Source organism: Streptomyces sp. SCSIO ZS0520, assembly GCF_025643355.1.
GTDB lineage: Bacteria > Actinomycetota > Actinomycetes > Streptomycetales > Streptomycetaceae > Streptomyces > Streptomyces physcomitrii.
In genome coordinates, this window is the sequence record NZ_CP092644.1 from 4,267,009 (window position 1) to 4,284,519 (window position 17,511).

At 75.2% G+C, this 17,511-nt stretch carries 17 protein-coding genes and 1 pseudogene; 8 read left to right on the forward strand and 10 right to left on the reverse strand.

Annotation, left to right across the window (positions count from 1 at the left end):
• Positions 1-223 precede the first annotated feature (223 nt).
• The 9 genes from MID12_RS16690 to MID12_RS32475 all read right to left on the reverse strand — a co-directional run bounded on the left by MID12_RS16690 (position 224) and on the right by MID12_RS32475 (position 7,880).
• Positions 224-520: a type II toxin-antitoxin system VapB family antitoxin gene (locus MID12_RS16690; RefSeq protein WP_040251609.1), complete on the reverse strand. Its 297-nt coding sequence runs from the start codon at positions 518-520 to the stop codon at positions 224-226.
• A 306-nt stretch (positions 521-826) separates the two neighbouring features.
• Positions 827-1,435 (reverse strand): HhH-GPD-type base excision DNA repair protein, encoded by a 609-nt coding sequence (locus MID12_RS16695; protein WP_040251612.1) that lies wholly within the window; start codon positions 1,433-1,435, stop codon positions 827-829.
• 152 nt (positions 1,436-1,587) lie between these two features.
• Positions 1,588-2,436, reverse strand: a complete 849-nt coding sequence (locus MID12_RS16700) for an isocitrate lyase/phosphoenolpyruvate mutase family protein (RefSeq protein ID WP_040251615.1) — start codon at positions 2,434-2,436, stop codon at positions 1,588-1,590.
• Between the two features lie 111 nt (positions 2,437-2,547).
• Positions 2,548-2,943 (reverse strand): molybdopterin-binding protein, encoded by a 396-nt coding sequence (locus tag MID12_RS16705; protein WP_263168213.1) that lies wholly within the window; start codon positions 2,941-2,943, stop codon positions 2,548-2,550.
• A 111-nt stretch (positions 2,944-3,054) separates the two neighbouring features.
• The gene (locus MID12_RS16710; RefSeq protein WP_263168214.1) at positions 3,055-4,200 is read right to left on the reverse strand and encodes an LLM class flavin-dependent oxidoreductase; all 1,146 of its coding nucleotides are present in this window, start codon (positions 4,198-4,200) and stop codon (positions 3,055-3,057) included.
• A gap of 99 nt (positions 4,201-4,299) precedes the next feature.
• Positions 4,300-5,568: an SfnB family sulfur acquisition oxidoreductase gene (locus tag MID12_RS16715; RefSeq protein ID WP_263168216.1), complete on the reverse strand. Its 1,269-nt coding sequence runs from the start codon at positions 5,566-5,568 to the stop codon at positions 4,300-4,302.
• A gap of 16 nt (positions 5,569-5,584) precedes the next feature.
• Positions 5,585-6,145 carry an NADPH-dependent FMN reductase gene (ssuE, locus tag MID12_RS16720; protein WP_040251624.1) on the reverse strand — a complete coding sequence of 187 codons (561 nt, stop codon included), beginning with the start codon at positions 6,143-6,145 and terminating at the stop codon, positions 5,585-5,587.
• A 127-nt stretch (positions 6,146-6,272) separates the two neighbouring features.
• Entirely contained in the window at positions 6,273-7,415 is a 1,143-nt protein-coding gene (gene sfnG / locus MID12_RS16725; protein ID WP_040251627.1) for a dimethylsulfone monooxygenase SfnG, read from the reverse strand.
• Positions 7,416-7,748: 333 nt separating this feature from the next.
• Positions 7,749-7,880 (reverse strand): putative leader peptide, encoded by a 132-nt coding sequence (locus tag MID12_RS32475; protein ID WP_376770628.1) that lies wholly within the window; start codon positions 7,878-7,880, stop codon positions 7,749-7,751.
• An 89-nt stretch (positions 7,881-7,969) separates the two neighbouring features.
• On the opposite strand from MID12_RS32475, the gene MID12_RS16730 reads away from it, so the two are divergent.
• Complete coding sequence (locus MID12_RS16730) at positions 7,970-8,914, forward strand: LysR family transcriptional regulator (protein WP_040251630.1); 945 nt, start codon at positions 7,970-7,972, stop codon at positions 8,912-8,914.
• Positions 8,915-9,130: 216 nt separating this feature from the next.
• A pseudogene (locus MID12_RS16735) lies at positions 9,131-9,424 on the forward strand (DUF1330 domain-containing protein).
• Positions 9,425-9,618: 194 nt separating this feature from the next.
• Here MID12_RS16735 and MID12_RS16740 read toward each other — a convergent pair.
• A complete protein-coding gene (locus tag MID12_RS16740; protein WP_263168221.1) occupies positions 9,619-11,175 on the reverse strand; it encodes an alpha/beta hydrolase in 1,557 nt (518 codons plus the stop codon).
• Positions 11,176-11,555: 380 nt separating this feature from the next.
• On the opposite strand from MID12_RS16740, the gene MID12_RS16745 reads away from it, so the two are divergent.
• From MID12_RS16745 to MID12_RS16770, 6 genes are all read left to right on the forward strand, one after another.
• Complete coding sequence (locus MID12_RS16745; protein ID WP_263168223.1) at positions 11,556-12,851, forward strand: ATP-grasp domain-containing protein; 1,296 nt, start codon at positions 11,556-11,558, stop codon at positions 12,849-12,851.
• Between the two features lie 86 nt (positions 12,852-12,937).
• On the forward strand, positions 12,938-13,783 hold the full coding sequence (locus MID12_RS16750; protein ID WP_263173203.1) for a Rossmann-like domain-containing protein: 846 nt from the start codon (positions 12,938-12,940) through the stop codon (positions 13,781-13,783).
• Positions 13,780-14,952 (forward strand): PLP-dependent cysteine synthase family protein, encoded by a 1,173-nt coding sequence (locus tag MID12_RS16755; protein ID WP_263168224.1) that lies wholly within the window; start codon positions 13,780-13,782, stop codon positions 14,950-14,952. Before MID12_RS16750 ends, MID12_RS16755 begins: the two co-directional genes overlap by 4 nt.
• The gene (locus tag MID12_RS16760; RefSeq protein WP_263168227.1) at positions 14,949-16,085 is read left to right on the forward strand and encodes an enolase C-terminal domain-like protein; all 1,137 of its coding nucleotides are present in this window, start codon (positions 14,949-14,951) and stop codon (positions 16,083-16,085) included. Before MID12_RS16755 ends, MID12_RS16760 begins: the two co-directional genes overlap by 4 nt.
• The gene (locus MID12_RS16765; RefSeq protein WP_159393013.1) at positions 16,082-16,252 is read left to right on the forward strand and encodes a hypothetical protein; all 171 of its coding nucleotides are present in this window, start codon (positions 16,082-16,084) and stop codon (positions 16,250-16,252) included. Before MID12_RS16760 ends, MID12_RS16765 begins: the two co-directional genes overlap by 4 nt.
• On the forward strand, positions 16,249-17,511 hold the full coding sequence (locus MID12_RS16770; RefSeq protein ID WP_263168229.1) for an MFS transporter: 1,263 nt from the start codon (positions 16,249-16,251) through the stop codon (positions 17,509-17,511). Before MID12_RS16765 ends, MID12_RS16770 begins: the two co-directional genes overlap by 4 nt.

The window sequence follows — 17,511 nt, forward strand, 5'->3', positions numbered from 1 at the left end:
AACCCGAAAGGGCCAATTCCCTGTCGGTGGGTCGACGGAGGTTTCCCGGCGGGCCTGGGGGGAACCCCGGCGGCCGTCCACGGAATGGCGGGTTCCGGGCGCCTCGCTCCCCGTCCCGGCGGTCCCGGTGGACCATCCGGGCGCGACTGGGCTGTTCGGGCCCCGGCCGGGAGCTTCGGGCGCGGGGTTCCGGGCGCGGGGGCCCGTGCGGTCGAGCCCGGGGTCAGTCCAGTTCGAGGACGCGGGCGTGCAGCACCTGGCGCTGCTGGAGCGCGGCGCGGACGGCGCGGTGCAGTCCGTCCTCCAGGTAGAGATCGCCCTGCCACTTGACGACGTGCGCGAACAGGTCGCCGTAGAAGGTCGAGTCCTCGGCGAGCAGGGTTTCCAGGTCGAGCTGGCCCTTGGTCGTCACGAGCTGATCGAGGCGGACCGGGCGCGGCGCGACGTCCGCCCACTGCCGGGTGCTTTCCCGGCCGTGGTCGGGGTACGGCCGGGAGTTTCCGATGCGCTTGAAGATCACACGGAAAGCCTACCGGTCCGGGCTCTTCGGGCGCAGCCATGGCGACGCTGCGTAATCCCGTCGTGTGGGCGGGACAGAGCGGATTCCCGGCGCCAAAAGGCGGCAAAGGGGCGGCCCGAAGTGTCCGGAGAAAGCGCTCGCTCTCCCACCGCCCGGCAACCAGGGGGCCCGTATTCGCCCGAAAGGGGCAGCGGGGCGGCCGGACGCCGGTCCGCTCCCGTACGCGTGAATTTTCCGTGCGCGGGCGGCGCGACTACGTTGCGTTCCGGCTGTCCGGGTTTCCGGTGCCCGGCCGCCCGCCTTCGCCTACTCGGCGGGCTTGACGGTCTTCGCCGCCTTCGCGGCCTTGGCCGCCGCCTTCCTCTCCTGCTTGTGGGCGCGGACCTTCGCCAGCGACTCGGGCCCGGTGATGTCGGCGGCGGAACGGTACGCCCCCTCCTCGCCGTACGGCCCCGCGGCCTCCCGCCAGCCCTCGGGCCGCACCCCGAGCTGCTTGCCGAGCAGGGCGAGGAAGATCTGCGCCTTCTGCTTGCCGTAGCCGGGCAGCTCCTCCAGGCGCCGGCGCAGCTCCTGGCCGGAGGCGGCGTCCTCCCAGACCGCGCTCGCCGAGCCGCCGTAGTGCGCGACGAGGTACTGGCACAGCTGCTGCACCCGCCCCGCCATCGAGCCCGGGTAGCGGTGCACCGCGGGCTTCTCGGCGAGCAGGGCGGCGAAGGCCTCCGGGTCGTACGAGGCGATCTCGTCCGCGTCGAGGTCCTCGGCGCCCATCCGCCGCGCGATGGTGTACGGCCCCGCGAAGGCCTTCTCCATGGTGACCTGCTGGTCCAGCAGCATGCCGACCATCGCCGCGAGCGGGCTGCGGCCGAGCAGCGCGTCGGCCTCGGGCTGCTGTGCGAGGTGAAGGGTGGCGTCCATGCCCCCGATGATCCCGCCTCGGGGCGCGCCACGCAGCCTCCCGGCCCCACCCCCGGGGCGCCCGACGCAGCCTCCCGGCCCCGCCGCGCGCCCCCGCGCCCCGCCGCGCGGCGCTCGCCCCCGCGCCCCGCCGCGCGCCCGCCCCGACCGGCCTACCGGTCGAAGAGCGCGTTGAACTCCCCGTACGTCACCGGCTCGGACAGCGTCGCGTACGTGCCCTCGGCGTGCAGTTCGGCCGCCGCCCGGCGGGCCACCGCGTACGCGGCGGAGGCGACCGAGGAGCCGAGGCTGACCCGCGCCGCGCCCGCCTTGCCCAGTTCGGCGACCGAGGGCGCGCCCGGCCCGACCAGGATGTTCAGCGGCACCGGGATGCCCTCCGCGAGGCGGGCCACGGTGTCCAGATCGGTGACCCCGGGGACGAAGATGCCGTCGGCGCCCGCCGCGACATAGGCCGCGGCGCGCTCCAGCGTCTCGGCGAGGCGGCCCTCGGGTGCGCCGATGCCGCGCAGATAGGTGTCGGTACGGGCGTTCAGGAACAGCGGTACGCCCGCGGTGTCGGCGGCGGCCCGGGCGGCGGCGATCCGCGCCGCCTGCTCGGCGACTGGGAGCAGGGCCGCGCCCTCGTACCGGGCGTCCTCCAGGTTGACGCCGACGGCACCCGCGGCGAGCACGCCCTCCACGGTGCGGGCGACCCCGGCCGGGTCCTCCGCGTACCCGCCCTCGATGTCCGCGGTCACCGGCACCCGCACCGCCCGCACCACCCGCGCCACCAGGGCGAGGGCCTCCTCGGGCGTCAGCCGGTCGCCGTCGCCGAAGCCGAGGGCCCAGGCGGCGCCCGCACTGCTGGTGGCGATCGCGGGGGCGCCGGCCTCCTCGGTCAGCCGGGCGCTGGCCGCGTCCCAGGCGTTGGCGAGGGCGAGGGGGGCGCCGCCTTGGCGCACATGGAGGGAGTGGAAGGCCTGGGCTCGGTCGCGCAGCGCATCGCGCAAGGTGGTGTCCATGCCCTGATCCAACTCGGTGGCGGCCCCCGCGTCCGGCGAATTTCCGACTTCGCGGTCCGGGCTCCCCGCGCCGCCCGCGTACGGGGCGCAGTGGGTGGAAAGGGAACGGGCTCAGACCAGGTCGATGTGCACGTTGGTCGACTTCACCCGCGCGGTGGCCTGCATGCCGACCTCCAGGCCGAGGTCCTCGACGGCCTCCCGGGTGAGCAGCGAGACGAGCCGGTGCGGGCCCGCCTGGATCTCGACCTGGGCGGCGACGTCGCCGAGCTTCACCGCGGTGACGATCCCGGGGAAGGCGTTGCGCGCGGAGGTGTACGGATCCTCCTCCTCGCCGGTACCGCCCTGGGCCAGTTCGACGGAGAAGGCGGCCAGCGCCCGGCCGTCGACGAGGCGCCGCCCGTTCTCGTCGCGGTGCGTGGTGAGGCGGCCGCCGTCGGCCCAGCGGCGCGCGGTGTCGGGACTCACGCCGAGGAGGCGTGCCGCCTGGCCGATGGAGTAGGAAGGCATGTGCGGGAATCTAGCGGATCGGCAACCGGCGTCCGCAGGGCGCGGCTTGAGGGCTCCGGGCAGCCGCGCGCCCGCCCCCATCTCCCGCCCAGCCTCCGCCTCCGCCTCCGCCTACGAGGCGAACGGCACCTGCACCCGCCCCCCGCTCGCGCCCTCCTCCACCGGCGACCGCCACAGCCCCTTGGCGGCGAGCAGCGGCAGTACGCCCTCGCCGAACCAGTAGGCCTCCTCCACGTGCGGGTGCCCGGAGAGGACGAACTCGTCGATGCCGAGCGCCGCGTACTCCTCGATGCGTGCGGCGACCTCGCGGTGGCTGCCGACCAGGGCGGTGCCCGCGCCGCCCCGGACCAGGCCGATGCCCGCCCACAGGTTCGGCGAGACCTCAAGGCGCTCGGGGCTGCCGCCGTGCAGGGCCAGCATCCGGCGCTGCCCCTCCGACTCGGAGCGCCCGAGGCCCTCCTGCACGGCGGCGATCGCCTCCGGGGTGAAGCCGTCGAGCAGGCGCCGCGCCTCCGCCCAGGCGGCCTCGGAGCTGTCCCGGCTGATCACGTGCAGCCGGATCCCGAAGCGCGGTGTCCGGCCTTCCCGCGCGGCGAGTTCCCGTATCCACTCGATCTTCCGCCGTACCTGCGCGGGCGGTTCGCCCCAGGTGAGGTACACATCGCTGTGCCGGGCGGCGACTTCACCGGCGGCCGGTGAGGAGCCGCCGAAGTAGACCTCGGGCACCGGGTCGGGCAGCCGCTCCAGGCGGGCGTTCTCCACGGACAGGTGCGTGCCGTGCCGGGTCACCTCGGTGCCGCGCCACAACTCCCGCACGATGTCGAGGAATTCACCGGTACGGGCATAGCGCTCGGCCTTGCCGAGGAAGTCGCCGTAGGCGCGCTGCTCGTGGCTCTCGCCGCCGGTGACGACATTGAGCAGGAGCCGCCCGCCGCTGTGCCGCTGGTAGGTCGCCGCCATCTGGGCCGCGTAGGTCGGCGAGACGAAGCCGGGGCGGAAGGCGACCAGGAATTTGAGGCGCTCGGTCTGCTGGCTGAGCATCGCCGTGGTCAGCCAGGCGTCCTCGCACCAGGCGCCCGTGGGGGTCAACGCGCCCTCGAAGCCCAGCTGTTCGGCGGCGCGGGCGATCTGCGTGAGATAGCCGAGGGTGGCGGGGCGCTGGCCGCTCGCGGATCCGGCGGGCAGCCCGTGGCCACCGCCGACGACATGGCGGCTGTCGCCGTAGGTGGGCAGGAACCAGTGGAAGGTCAGGCTCACGGTGTCTCCAGGTGGTGCGGGGGTGCGGCCCGCGGATCCGGGCCGTACGGCGAGTGGGTGGGGCGCGGCGAGGACCGGGGCGGCGGCCCGCGCCGGTGGCTACAGGAGCCCGTGGCGTGGCGGGCGGATGCCGGACAGGGCGTGGCGGCCGAGGTGCTGGAGCTTCCAGCGGGCCGGGTCGTGCAGGGTGTGGGTGCGGGCGTCGCGCCAGTGCCGGTCCAGGCCGAGCGAGGCGAGGGCCGCGCGGGTGCCCGCGACCTCGAAGAGCGCGCTCGCCACCTCGACGGCCGCCTTGCCGGACTGGACCTTCGCCGCGGCCACCGCGAGCGAGGCGGCGGCCGCGCTCTCCTCGTCGAGCGCGGCGCGCGCGGTGTCGACCTCGTCCGCGGCCTGGACGAGCAGCGCCTTCGCGGACCGTACGAGCAGGTCGAGTTCGCCGAAGCGCTGGACCAGCAGCGGGTCCTCGGCCGCCGTCCCGCCCCAGCCGCGGTCCACGCTCTCGAACCAGGGCCGGGACTTCGTGGTGACGAACTCCGCCGCGGTGGCGAGCGCGTCCCCGGCGATACCGGTGTCGATCGCCGCGTGCAGCAACTGGGCCAGGGCGCCGTGGAGTTGGGGCCCGCGGAAGGTGAGGTGGTGCGGCAGTACGCGGTCGGCGGGGACCGGCACCGCGTCCAGGTGGACGGTGCCGCTCGCGGTGGTGCGCTGGCCGAGCCCGTCCCAGTCGTCCTCGATCCGCAGGCCGGGGGCGGTGCGCGGCACATAGGCGACGTACAGCTCCTCGTCCCGTACGTCCCGGGCGAGGACCGGGATCCAGTCGGCGAACAGCGCGCCGGTGGAGTAGTTCTTCACCCCGGTGAGCAGCAAGTGGGCGCCGTCCGGGGCGGGTTCGAGGCGGGTGCGGAGGTCCTGGACGTGCCGGGTGCCCGCCTCGGACTGGGCGTTGCCGAGCCTGCGCCCGGCCAGGATCTCGCGGAAGAAGAACTCCTGCTGGGCCGGGGTGCCTTGGCGCCGCAGCACGGCCACGTACACGAAGTGGCTCTGCGGGATCTGCGCGAGGCTCGCGTCGGCGCCCCCGAGCAGCCGGAAGACCTCCGCGAGGGTGCGCGCGCTCACCTCGGCGCCGCCGTACTCCGCGGGCACCGTGACCGCGAGCAGCCCTGAGGCGGAGAGCCGGTCCAACTCCGCCCTGGGCAGGCGCCGTTCGCGGTCCCGCTCGGCGGCACCGGCGCGGAAGGCGTCGGCCAGCTCGCGCGCGGTCCGCTCCACTTCGGCCTCGGTCTTCAGGATGGCCGCGTGCGCCTCGATGTCCGTCGCGGTAGGGGCGGTTGTCGTCTCGTCCGGCGAACCGGCCGCTGGCTGGGGCATGGTGGTCGGCTCCCGGTCAGGCGGTGGCGGCGAGACGGGCGGGGGCCGCGCGGTGCACCGCAGCCGAGAACTGGTCGAGCAGCGGGAGCAGCGCCTGCTCCGCCGCCGGGGCCAGTACGGTGCGGCCGTCCGGGCGGGCCTCGATGTCGCGGTCGATCACGAACCAGCCCGGCACGATGTGCAGCGCGCCCATCGAGGAGAGCACCGGGCGCAGCGCGTAGTCCACCGCGAGGACATGCGCCGGGGAGCCGCCGGTGGCCAGCGGCAGCACCGTCTTGCCGGTGAGGGCGTACTGCGGCAGCAGGTCGAGCAGGCACTTCAGGAGCCCCGAGTACGCCGCCTTGTAGACCGGGGTGCCGACCACGATCCCGTCGGCCGCCTCGATCAGCTCCCGCACCCGGACCAGCGCCGGGTGCGCGAAGTCGGCGCCGAGCAGCGCCTCGGGGGGCAGCTCCCGTACGTCGAGCGGGACGACCTGGTGGCCCTGGGAGGCGAGCCGCGCGTCGAGGAGGCGGAGCAGCCGGGCCGTACGGGAGGTGGCGGAGGGACTGCCGGAGAGGGACAGGACGGTGGGCATGGGGTCTCCCCTGGTGCGTGGTGGGCGGGGCGGCGGCGCGGGCGGCCGGGCGGGTGCGTACGGGTTCGGGTGCGGGAGGCGGCGTACGGGCGGGCCGGTGGGGTGGTGGGCCTCTCGGGCGGCGGGGTCAGGCCGGGGCGGTGGCGGTGCGGTCCGCCTTCTCCCGCTCGGCCGCCTCCAACTCCCTGACCAGGGGCAGCACCCGCTTGCCGAAGTACTCGACCTCCTCCAGGTAGTGCAGGAAGCCGAGGAGGAAGAGGTCCACGCCGAGCCGCTTGTAGGCGACGATGCGCTCGGCGATCTGCTCGGGGGTGCCGATGAGTCCGGTGCGGAAGCCGTCGTTGTACTGGACCAGGTCCTCGAAGGAGGAGTCCTGCCACATCCCCTTGCCGTCCGCGGCCGACTGCCCCGCCTGGCGCACCGCGTCCCGGAAGCCGTGCACGGCCTCGGTGTCCGCCTTGGCGACGATCTCGCGCAGCGTCTCGCGCGCCTCGGCCTCGGTGTCGCGGGCGATGAGGAAGCCGTTCAGGCCGAACTTCGGTGCGGGGCGGCCGACTTGGGCGGCGGCGCGGGCCACGTCCTGGAGCTGCTCGGTGACTCCGGCGAAGTCCTTGCCGTTGCTGAAGTACCAGTCCGAGACCCGTCCGGCCATCGCGCGGGCGGCGGTGGAGTTGCCGCCCTGGAAGATCTCCGGATGGGGGCGCAGCGCGTCCCGTACCGGCTTCGGCTTCAGCGAGAAGTCGCGGATGCGGTAGAAGTCGCCCGCGAGTTCGGCGTGGTCCTCGGTCCAGAGGGAGCGCAGGGCGCGGATGAACTCCTCGGCCCTGCGGTACCGCTCGTCGTGCTCCAGCCAGGGCTCGCCGAGCGCCGTGAACTCCCCCTTGAACCAGCCGCTGACCACGTTCACGGCGAACCGCCCGCCCGACAACTGGTCGGCGGTGGCCCCGAGTTTGGCAAGCACCCCTGGGTGCCACAGCCCCGGGTGGACGGCGGCGATCACCTTCAGCCGCTCGGTCGCGAGCAGCAGCGCCAGGCTGAAACTCGTCGACTCCTGCTGGAACTCGGCGCCGTAGCTGGCCATGTACCGGACCTGGCTGAGCGCGTACTCGAAGCCGTTGTTCTCGGCGAGCACGGCCAGCTCGCGGTTGTAGTCGTAGCCCCAGTCGGTGCGCTGCTCGATCTTGCTCGTCACCAGGCCCCCGCTGACATTGGGCACCCAATAGGCGAACCGTGCGGGGGAGTTGGGGGAATCGGGAGGGCTGGGGGACATGAGGTGCTCCTGGGGAGGAAGGGAAAGGCGATCACAGGGCGGAGGCAGCCGTCAGCCGGTCTCCGGCCCGGCGGGGGAGACCGGCGACCGGCGGCGGGACACCGCGTACCGGATGCGGAGGCGGGGACGGGCACGGATGCGCGGGCGCCCCGGGGTGTCGGGCGGCGCGGCATCACGAAGTGCGGGACGTGAACTCGCGGGTGCCATGGCGCGACGGCCGAGGTGTGGTGCTCGGGGCGGTCACGGCCGCGGGCTGCACGGGCAGGGGCGGAACCGGCCCGGCTCAGGCGCGGGTGGCGGGGGCCTCAGGCCGGCCCGCCCGGCGGCCGGGCCTCAGGCGGCGCGGTCGCGACAGACGGCGCTGGAGACCCGGGCGAGGTCGACATGGAGTCGCCGCGTGAGGTCCGATCGCTTCGTCATGCGCACGATTGAACCAAGCCGCAGGGGGTTTGGTCGAATAGGCATTCGCGACACCCTGCTAGGGTTTCCCTTTCATCAGGGCCCCTGGGGGCGCCGGACAGCGGGCCGGAGACAGTACGGAGGCAGGCCCCCCGATGCGTATCGAGCAGCTCGAATACATCACCGCGGTCACCCGGCTCGGCTCGCTGCGCAGGGCCGCCGACGCCCTCCACCTCTCGCAGCCCGCGCTCAGCGAGACGGTCCGCAACCTCGAACGCGAACTGGGCGTGGACCTGCTCGACCGCCGCCGCTCCGGGGCCACCCTGAGCGCGGAGGGCAGCGAACTCCTCCCGCACATCACCACCGTCCTGGAAGCCGTGGACGAACTGCGCCGCGCCGCCCGCAACCAGCACCTGACCAGCCGGATGGTGCGCCTCGGGACGGTGAACTCGGCGACCGTGCCGCTGCTCGTGCCGACCATCCAGGACTTCCGCCGGGCGCATCCGGACACCCAGGTCGAGGTGGTCGGCTCCCAGCAGGCGGACATCCACCGGGCGCTGCTGGAAGGGGGCCTGGACCTCGGCCTGGTCAACTACCTCAGCGGTGACGACATCACCCCGGGCCTGGACACCACCGAACTGCTGCGCGGCCGCCCGGTGGTGTGCCTGCGCCCGGACAGCCCGCTGGCCGCCCTTCCCGCCGTGAGCGTGGAGGACCTGCTCGGCCAGCCGCTCATCGTGATGCGCGCGGGCTATGTGATGCACCGCTATGTGCACCGGCTCCTCGCGGGCCGGGCGCCGACCTTCTCGTACTCCACCGACGGCGCCGAGATGGGCAAGCTGATGGTCGCCGAGGGCCTGGGCGCCACCGTGCTGCCGGACTTCAGTGTGCTCGGCGACCCGCTCGAACGGCTGGGCGCGCTCACCTGCCGCCCGCTCGCCGACGACACCACGACCGAGGTCGTCCTGGTCCTCCAGCGCCGCCAGTCGACCACGGGCACCGCCCCGCACGCGGCCCGCAGCCTGCACGCCATGTTCCGCGACCGCGCCCGCCGCCACCGCCGGGAGGAGCAGGACCGGCGGCAGCCCCCGCCGAGGTGAGGGCCGCGCCCGGCCGGCAGCGCTCGCAAGCCAGGACCGCGAAGGGCCGAAGCCGCGACCGGGCAGCCGGTCTTGGTCAGCGGGGTCCCGGTGAAGGCGTCCCGGTCGCGTGCCCCGAGGCGCGACCGCTGGTCTCCGCCCTGATGTTCCCCGCTCCGCTCGCCGCGGCGGTCGCCGGTACACGTCCGACGCACTCCTCCCCGTACGGGAGGTTCCATGCCCAAGGGCTACCGGGTCAGCGTCTACCGCACCCTCCCGGACCCGGAGAAGCTGGCCGCCTACAACAAGCTGGCCGCTGCGGCCGTCGCGGCCGGGGGCGGTCGGGTCCTCGTCCGCGGGGGCCGGGTCCTGGCCCATGACGCCGGAATCGCCGAACGCACCGTCCTGGTCGAGTTCGACAGCTTCGAGCAGGCCGTCGCGGTGCGCGAGAGCGCGGCCTAGCAGGAGGCGCTGGCCGCCCTCTCCGACGGCGTCGAGCGCGACTTCCGCATCGTCGAAGGCACCGACTGACCGGGGGCCGGTGCACCGACTGATCGAGGGCCGGGGCACCGACTGACCGGGGGCGGAGGCACCGGCTGACCGAGGGCCGGTCCGCTGCGGCGAGCCGGTCGCCTGAGACGGGCTGTCCTGGAGCCACCGGCTCCGCGAACTCGCCTTCCGCTACGGGGACTTGCCCGGGCCTTACGCCCGCCTCCCCACCCGCCTCACTTCCCGCCCGGGGCCGCCCCCGGCTCCGGCAGCCCCGTCCCCCGGCAGTCCACATCCCCCGCCGGGACCGTCCCGTCCACGAGGAAGGCGGCCGTGGTGCCGTCCACGCAGTCGTTGCCCCGGCTGGCGAAGACGCCGTGCGAGTAGTCCTCGTGCAGGGTCACCAGGCGGGAGCCGGGCAGCCGCTTCCGCAGCGCGCGGGCGCCCTCGATCGGGGTGACCGGGTCGTGCGCGGCGGCGACGAGCAGCACCGGCGGCGCCTGGCGGCTGCCGAGCGGCGTGCCCCGGCCGGGCCGGTGGTGCCAGTAGGCGCAGACCGAGGCCTCCATCCCGGTCAGTACCGGCAGCGGGTCGCGCTCGCGCAGGGCGCGCAGATCGGCGAGGAGGCGCCCGGCGCCGGGGGCGGGCCCGTCGGCGCACTTCACGGTGCGGTTGGCCGCCTCGTACGTACGTGACTCCGGGCTGTCGAAGGGCTCTTCGGGGCGCAGTCCGGCCGTGCTGCCCTCGCGGAGGTAGGCGCGCAGCCCGTCGGCGAGCGGGGTCCAGCGTTCGGTGCGGCCGAGGGCGCGGTAGACGGCGCGGTCGAACTCGGCTGCTCCAAAGGCGTTTTCGGGCCGGGCGGCGAGCGCGGCGCGGACCTTCGTGTAGGAGCGGCGTACGGCGGCGGCGTCGGCACCGAGGCCGACGCGCTCCGCGTGCCGGGCGGCCCAGGCGAAGAAGTCCCCGCGCTGGCGCAGGAGTTCGCGGCTCTGGCGGAGGTCGAAGTCGTACCAGGACCAGGGGCCGACGACGCTGTCGAGCACCATCTGCCCTACCCGGTGCGGGAATTGAGCGGCGTAGGCGGCGCCGAGGTAGCTGCCGTAGGAGACGCCGAGGAAACCGATGCGCCGCTCGCCGAGGGCGGCCCGCAGGGCGTCCATGTCGCGCGCGGTCTCGGCGGTGGACAGGTGCGGCAGCCGGGCGCCGAGGCCGGTGGCGCAGTCCGCGGCGGTGGCGCGGAGGCCGCGCAGATAGCCGCGTTCGGCGGCGGGGCCCACCGGGACGGGATCGGCGCCCGGGCTCGCGAAGAGGCCGCCCATGGCTCCGCAGTCGGCGGGCGCGCTGCGGCCGGTGCCGCGCGGGTCGAAGCCGATGACGTCGTACGCGCGCCGGACGCTCTCGGGGAGTTTGGCCCGCTTCGTCACGACATAGGGCAGTCCGGAGCCGCCGGGCCCGCCCGGGTTGACCAGGAGCACGCCGCGCCGCTCGGCGGGGGTGCCGGTGGCGCGCACCCGGGAGACCGCCATCTCCAGCGAGGGTCCGGCGGGCCGGGTGTGGTCCAGGGGGACCCGGAGGCCGGCGCATTCCACGCGGTCCGGGCCCTCGGGGTCGGGGACGGAGTCCGGGCAGGGGCCGAAGTGCAGGGCGGGAGTGGGGAGTTGGGGCTCGGCACCGGCAGCCGCGGGGGCGGTCGGGGGAGTGGCCGCCGCCGGGCTCGCGGGCAGCAGGGCGCCCGTGGTGGCGGCGAGCGCGCAGAGCAGCGCGGTGCGGCGGAGGGCGGGTGAGGCAGGCACGGGGTCTCGCATTCGCGGGGTGGGGGCGTTCGGTTCGGGTGGAGGGTTTGTCAGCTCCCGTCGGTGTTCGGCCCGGTATCGGGGACGGAGCGCGGGGCGAGGTGACAATGAAAATGATTATCGTTTAGTGTGTGTCTCGGTCAAGGCGACCCCTGGCTGCCCGCGGCGGCCGGAACCGTCCCGCGGGCACCGGCCCGCGGCCGTGCCGAGTCGCCGGGCTGCCGAACCGCCGAGCTGCCGAACCGCTGAGTCGCGACAGGCGGCGCCCGAGCAGACGGCGACCCGAAGCCCCGGCGGCGGCAAGCGGCCACGAGAAGCACCACAAGCACCACAAGCACCGCAAGAACGACAAGCGACGGGAAGAGAGAGGGAGGCGCAGCGTGGCTCATCTGCTGATGGTCGAGAGCTGGGTGGGGTCGATGAGCAGGCTCCTGCCCCGGGCGATCCGCGAGGGCGGGCACGACTTCACGTTCCTCACCCGGGACCTGCACCACTACCTGCGCGCCGCGCCGGAGGGCACCGCCCACCCGCTGCTCGGCGCCCGCAACATCCTCACCGCCGACACCAACGACCTCGGCGAGGCGCCCGCCACCGGCCCCGGCGCCCCGGGCGGCGGCCTCCTCCCGTACGTGGAGCGGCTGCACCGGAGTCTGGGCTTCGACGGGGTGCTGACCTCCTGCGACTACTACCTGCCCGCGGTCGCCCGGATCGCGGAGCGCCTCGGCCTGCCCGGCCCCTCCTACGCGGCGGTCTCGGCGGCCTGCCGCAAGGACCGTACGCGGGAGGCGCTGGCCGCGGCCGGTCTGCCGGGGCCGGGGTTCGCGCGCTGCGCCGACCTGGCCGAGGCGACCGCCGCCGCGGCGGAGCTGGGCTATCCGCTGGTGCTGAAGCCGGTGGACCTGTGTGCCGGGATGTTCGTGCGCCGGGTCGACGACGAGCGCCAACTCGCCGAAGCCCACCGGGCCTTGGCCGGCTTCCCGGTCAATGCGCGCGGCCAGCGGCGCGAACCGGCCGTCCTCCTGGAGGAGTTGCTCGACGGGCCCGAGGTCAGCGTGGAGACCGTCTCGTACGGCGGCCGTACCCGGGTGGTCGGGGTGACCGACAAGAGCATCGGCGGGGCGCCCGCCTTCATCGAGACCGGGCACATGTTCCCGGCCGCGCTGGACGCCGAACAGGCCGCCGGGGCACGGGAGACGGCCGTCCGCGCGGTGGCGGCGCTGGGGCTCGACGAGGTGGTGGCGCATACCGAGATCAAGCTCACCCGGCGCGGTCCGCGGGTGGTCGAGGTCAATCCGCGCCCGGCCGGGAACCGGATCACCGAGCTGGTCCGCCATGTGACCGGCATCGACCTCGCCGCCGCCTGTGTGGACGTCGCCCTCGGCCGGGAGCCCGAACTCGCGCCCCGGGACACGGGCTTGCGCAGCGCGGCCGTGGGCTTCCTGGTCCCGGAGCGCGAGGGTGTCCTCGAAGCCATCGACGGCCGGGACCGGCTGGACGCCGAGCCGGCCGAGCTGATCGAGGTCCAACTTGCCGAGCCGGGGCGGGCGGTGAAGGCGGCGGGCAGCAACAACGAGTACCTCGGGCATCTGATGGCCGGGGACCCGGAGGGGCCGGGCGCCCGCGCCCGCGTCGAGGACCTGCTCGCCCAGCTCTGTCCCCGGGTGGTGTCCCTGTGACCGCCCGACACCCCACCAACGCACCCACCAACGCACCCGCACCTCACTCCACGGACCCCGCCCTCCCCTTCTCCTCCTACGAGGACCTGCGCACCCGGGTCCGCGCCGGTGAGCTGGGCCCCGACCCCCGCGAGGAGCGCGTCGCGGTGGCCTTCGGCACCCGGCAGGCGGTGCGGCACGACGGGCGCGGCGGCGGCTACCGCAACGAGGTGCTGAGCCTGCGGCTCGGCGCGGCGGTCGGTTCCTGCGCCGTGGAGCCGGGGCAGCTGCCCGCCGAGGCGCTGGACGACTGCGTGGGCGCCGACGTGGCGAGCCTGCTCGGGCATCCGCTGCCCGCGGTGCGGGTGGCCGCCCTGGACGCCTATCTGCTGCGGCACTTCCCGCATCTGCCGGAGAACGGCGCCTCCCCCTGGCCGCTGCCCCCGGGCAGTTCGCTGGAGAAGTCCCGGGCGCGGGCCCGCGGTGTCGTCGGCCTGCTCGACCTGCCGCCCGGCGCGCGGGTCCTGGTGGTGGGCGTCGTCAACTCCCTCCTGGAAGCCCTGCGCGAGCGCGAACTCACCTACGTACCCTGCGATTTGAAGGGCGGCACCACCGAGTGGGGCGAGCCGGTCCGCACTGACGCCGCCGAGGCCCTGGACGAGTGCGAGGCGGTGCTCGCCTCCGGGATGACGCTCGGCAACGGCAGCTTCGAACCGCTGCGGCGGCACGCGCGGCACCACGGCAAGCAGCTGGTGATGTTCGCGCAGACCGGCAGCGCGGTGCTCCCGCGGCTGCTCGGCGCCGGGGTGAGCGCGGTCTGCGCGGAGCCGTACCCCTTCTTCTGGCTGGACGGCGGCCCCGGCCTCGTGCACCGCTACCGGGCCGCGCCCCGCCACTCCCCGGCCGCCGCGGACCGGCCCGCCCGTACCGCAGGGAACGGGGCCGACCGATGAGCCCCGCCCCCGCCCTGCTCGCCGCCCCGCGCGGCAACCGCGAGCTGCTCGCCCTCCTCGGACGCACCCCGCTGGCCCGGATCACCGCCGAACTGCCCTGCCCGCAGCCCGGGTTCTGGGCCAAGCTCGAAGGGCTCGGCGCGGGCGGCATGAAGGCGCGGCCCGCCGTCGCGATGCTGCTCGGCGCCCGCGAGCGCGGCGAACTGCGCCCGGGCGCACCGGTGGTGGAGTCCACCTCGGGCACCCTCGGCATCGGCCTCGCCTTCGCCGGACAGGCCCTCGGCCACCCGGTCGTCCTGGTCGGCGACAGCGAACTGGAGCCCTCCGTACGGCAGTTGCTGCGTGCCTACGGGGTGCGCCTGGAGCTGGTGGAGCGGCCCGCCGTGCAGGGCGGCTGGCAGGCGGCGCGGCTGGCCCGGCTGCGGGAGCTGCTCGCCGAACTGCCCGGCGCCTACTGGCCCGACCAGTACAACAACCCGGACAACACCGCGGGATACGCGGGGCTCGCCGCCGAGATGGCCGCCGAACTCGACCACTTGGACGTCCTGGTGTGCAGCGTCGGCACCGGCGGGCACAGCGCCGGGGTGGCCGCGACCCTGCGCCGCCACTGGCCCGCGCTGCGCCTGATCGGCGTGGACGCCACCGGTTCCACGATCTTCGGGCAGCCCGCGCGGCCCCGTCTGATGCGCGGCCTCGGCAGCAGCATCCACCCCCGCAATGTCGCCTACGAGGCCTTCGACGAGGTGCACTGGGTGGGGCCCGCCGAGTCGGCCGACGCCTGCCGCAGGCTCGCCACCGGCAACTTCGTCAGCGGCGGCTGGAGCACCGGCGCGGTCGCCCTGGTCGCCGCCTGGGCCGCCCGCGTCCACCCGGGCGCGGTCGTCGCCACCGTCTTCCCGGACGGCCCGCACCGCTATCTCGGCACCGTCTTCGACGACGGCTTCGCCGCCGCGCACGGACTCGACCTCGCCCGCGCGGCCCGGCGGCCGGTCGAGATCCCGCACCCGGCCGCCGCCGAGGCCACCGGCTGGGCCCGCTGCCGCACCGTGACCGACCCGCTGCGGCGGCCCGCCCGCGCCCCCGGCCGCCCCGCCCGCGTACCCGACCGCCTCGCCCCCGCGGCCGAGCCCGCCGCCCTCGCCCCCCTCGCACCCCCGGAGGCACCGTGAAGGCCAGTCAGCAGACCGTGCGGCTGCGCCTCGCCGAACCGCTGCGGATCTCGCGGTCCACGATGGCCGCCAGGGACGCCGTCTGGCTCGCGGTCGAGCACGAGGCCCGTATCGGCCACGGCGAGGCGGTGACCAGTACGTACTACGGGCTGGACGCCCAGACGCTCGGGCGGCTGTGCGCCGAGGCGGGCCGCGAGCTGGCCCGGTTCGCCGAGCCGGAGAGCGCCCTCGACGCGCTGCGCTCCGGTGGACTCCGCTGCGCCCAGGGCCCGCCCGCGGTGACCGCTGCCGTCGACTCGGCCCTGCTCGACCTGGTCGGCAAGCGCGCGCTGCGCCCGGTGCACCAGCTGCTCGGCGCCACCGAGCCGCCCCGGGCGGCGACCGCGCGCACCCTCGGCATCGGCGCCCCCGCCGAGGCCGCGCGGACCGCCGCCCGGCTCGCCGCGGCGGGCTTCACCACCCTGAAGATCAAGGCCGGATCCGCCGACCCCGCGGACGACCTCGACCGGGTCGCCGCCGTCCAAGCCGCCGCTCCCGGGGCCGAGTTGCTGCTCGACCCGAACGGCGCCTGGAGCCTCGCGCAGGCCCGCGCCCTGCTGCCGCGCTTCGCCGCGCTCGGCGTCACCGCGGTCGAGCAGCCCCTCGCGCCCGGCGACCCGGAGGCCCTGGCCCGGCTCGCCGCGACCTCCCCGCTGCCGGTGATCGCCGACGAGGACGCGGTGGGCCTCGCGGACGCGCGGCGCCTCGCCGGGCGGGTGCACGGCATCAACGTCAAGCTCGCCAAGTGCGGCGGACCCAGCGCCGCGCTGCGCCTCGCCGAGGCGGTCGAGGGCAGCGGCACCGCGCTCATGCTCGGCTGCCTCACCGCCAGCAGCCTCGGCCTCGCCCCCGCCGTCCACCTCGCGGGGCGCGCCCGCTGGACCGATCTCGACGGGCATCTGCTGCTCGCCCACGACCCGTGGACCGGCATCGGCGGCGAGCACGGCGTGGTGGCCGCGAGCCGCCTCCCCGGCCTCGGCGTCCGCCGCCGCACACCCGGAGACCCGTCACCCGGAAACCGGGCACTCGGAGACCCGTCACCCGGAGACCCGACCCCCGGAAGTCCGCCACCCGAGAACCGGGCGGCCGCATGAGCCGCGCCCGGGTGACCTGCCACCGGATGCGGCGCCTGCTGCTGCGCGCCACCGCGCCGCGTACCGCCGCCGGGCACGGCACCACCTCCCACACACCCGACCACCCACCGCACGAGGGCCACGGCGCCGCCGACGGCCCGTACACCGAGGGGCACAGCACGGCATGAACGCACTGCACGAAATGCGGAGGTTCCCGCTCGCCGTCCAGTTGCTCCTGGTCAACCAACTCGGCGTCAACACCGGCTTCTACCTGCTCGTCCCCTATCTCGCCGTGCACCTCGGCGAGGACCTCGGGATGTCCGCGGCGCTCGTCGGCATCGTCCTCGGGGTGCGCAACCTCAGCCAGCAGGGCCTGTTCCTGATCGGCGGCTCGGCGGCGGACCGGCTCGGCGCCCGCGGCGTGATCATCGCGGGCTGCGCGCTGCGCACCCTCGGCTTCGCGCTGTTCGCGCTCGGCGACTCGCTCGCCGTGCTGCTCGCCGCCTCCGTGCTCAGCGGGCTCGCCGGGGCGCTCTTCAACCCGGCCGTACGCGCCTACCTGGCGACCGAGGCCGGGGCGGACAAGGCCGAGGCCTTCGCGCTGTTCAACGTCTTCGCCACCACCGGCGCGCTGATCGGGCCGCTGCTCGGCAGCGCCCTGCTCCTGGTCGACTTCCGGGCCTCCGCGCTGACCGCCGCCGCGATCTTCGCCGTGCTCACCCTCGCCCAGGCCCTCGTCCTGCCCGCCCGCGAGGTGGCGCCGACCGGCTCCAGCCTGCTCGGCGACTGGCGGGAGGTCGTCTCCAACAAGCGGTTCGTGGCCTTCGCGCTCGCCATGGTCGGCATGTTCACCATGGAGAACCAGCTCTATCTGCTGATCCCGGACGGCGCCCGCCGCGCCACCGGCTGGGACGGCGCCGCGGGCCTGGTCTTCCTGGTCGGCACCGTCACCAACCTCAGCCTCCAGCTGCGGATCACCCGCGCCCTCAAGTCCCGTGGCAGCAGGGCGCGTTGGATCAGCGGCGGGCTCGCCTTGATGGGCCTCGCCTTCGTGCCGCCGATGACGGTCGCCGCGCTCGCCACCCCGGACGGACTGCTGCCCGCGATCCTGCTCGCCCTGCCGGTGCTCGCCGGCGCCCTGCTGCTCTACCTCGGCGTGATGATCGCCCAGCCCTTCGTCATGGAACTCGTCCCCGACTTCGGCCGCGGCGAACTCACCGGCACCTACTTCGGCCTGTTCTACGTGGTCTCCGGCATTGCCGCCGCCGGGGGCAACGCGGTCGTCGGCTGGGCCATGGACGCGGGCGCCCGCACCGGATCCGCCTGGCTGCCCTGGGCCTGCTGCCTCGCCTTCGGCCTGCTCTCCGCCGCCGCCGTCGCCTGGCTGCACCGCCTGCGCTCACTGCCCGCGCGGCCCGCCCCCGTACCGGCGCCCGCCCAGGCCTGA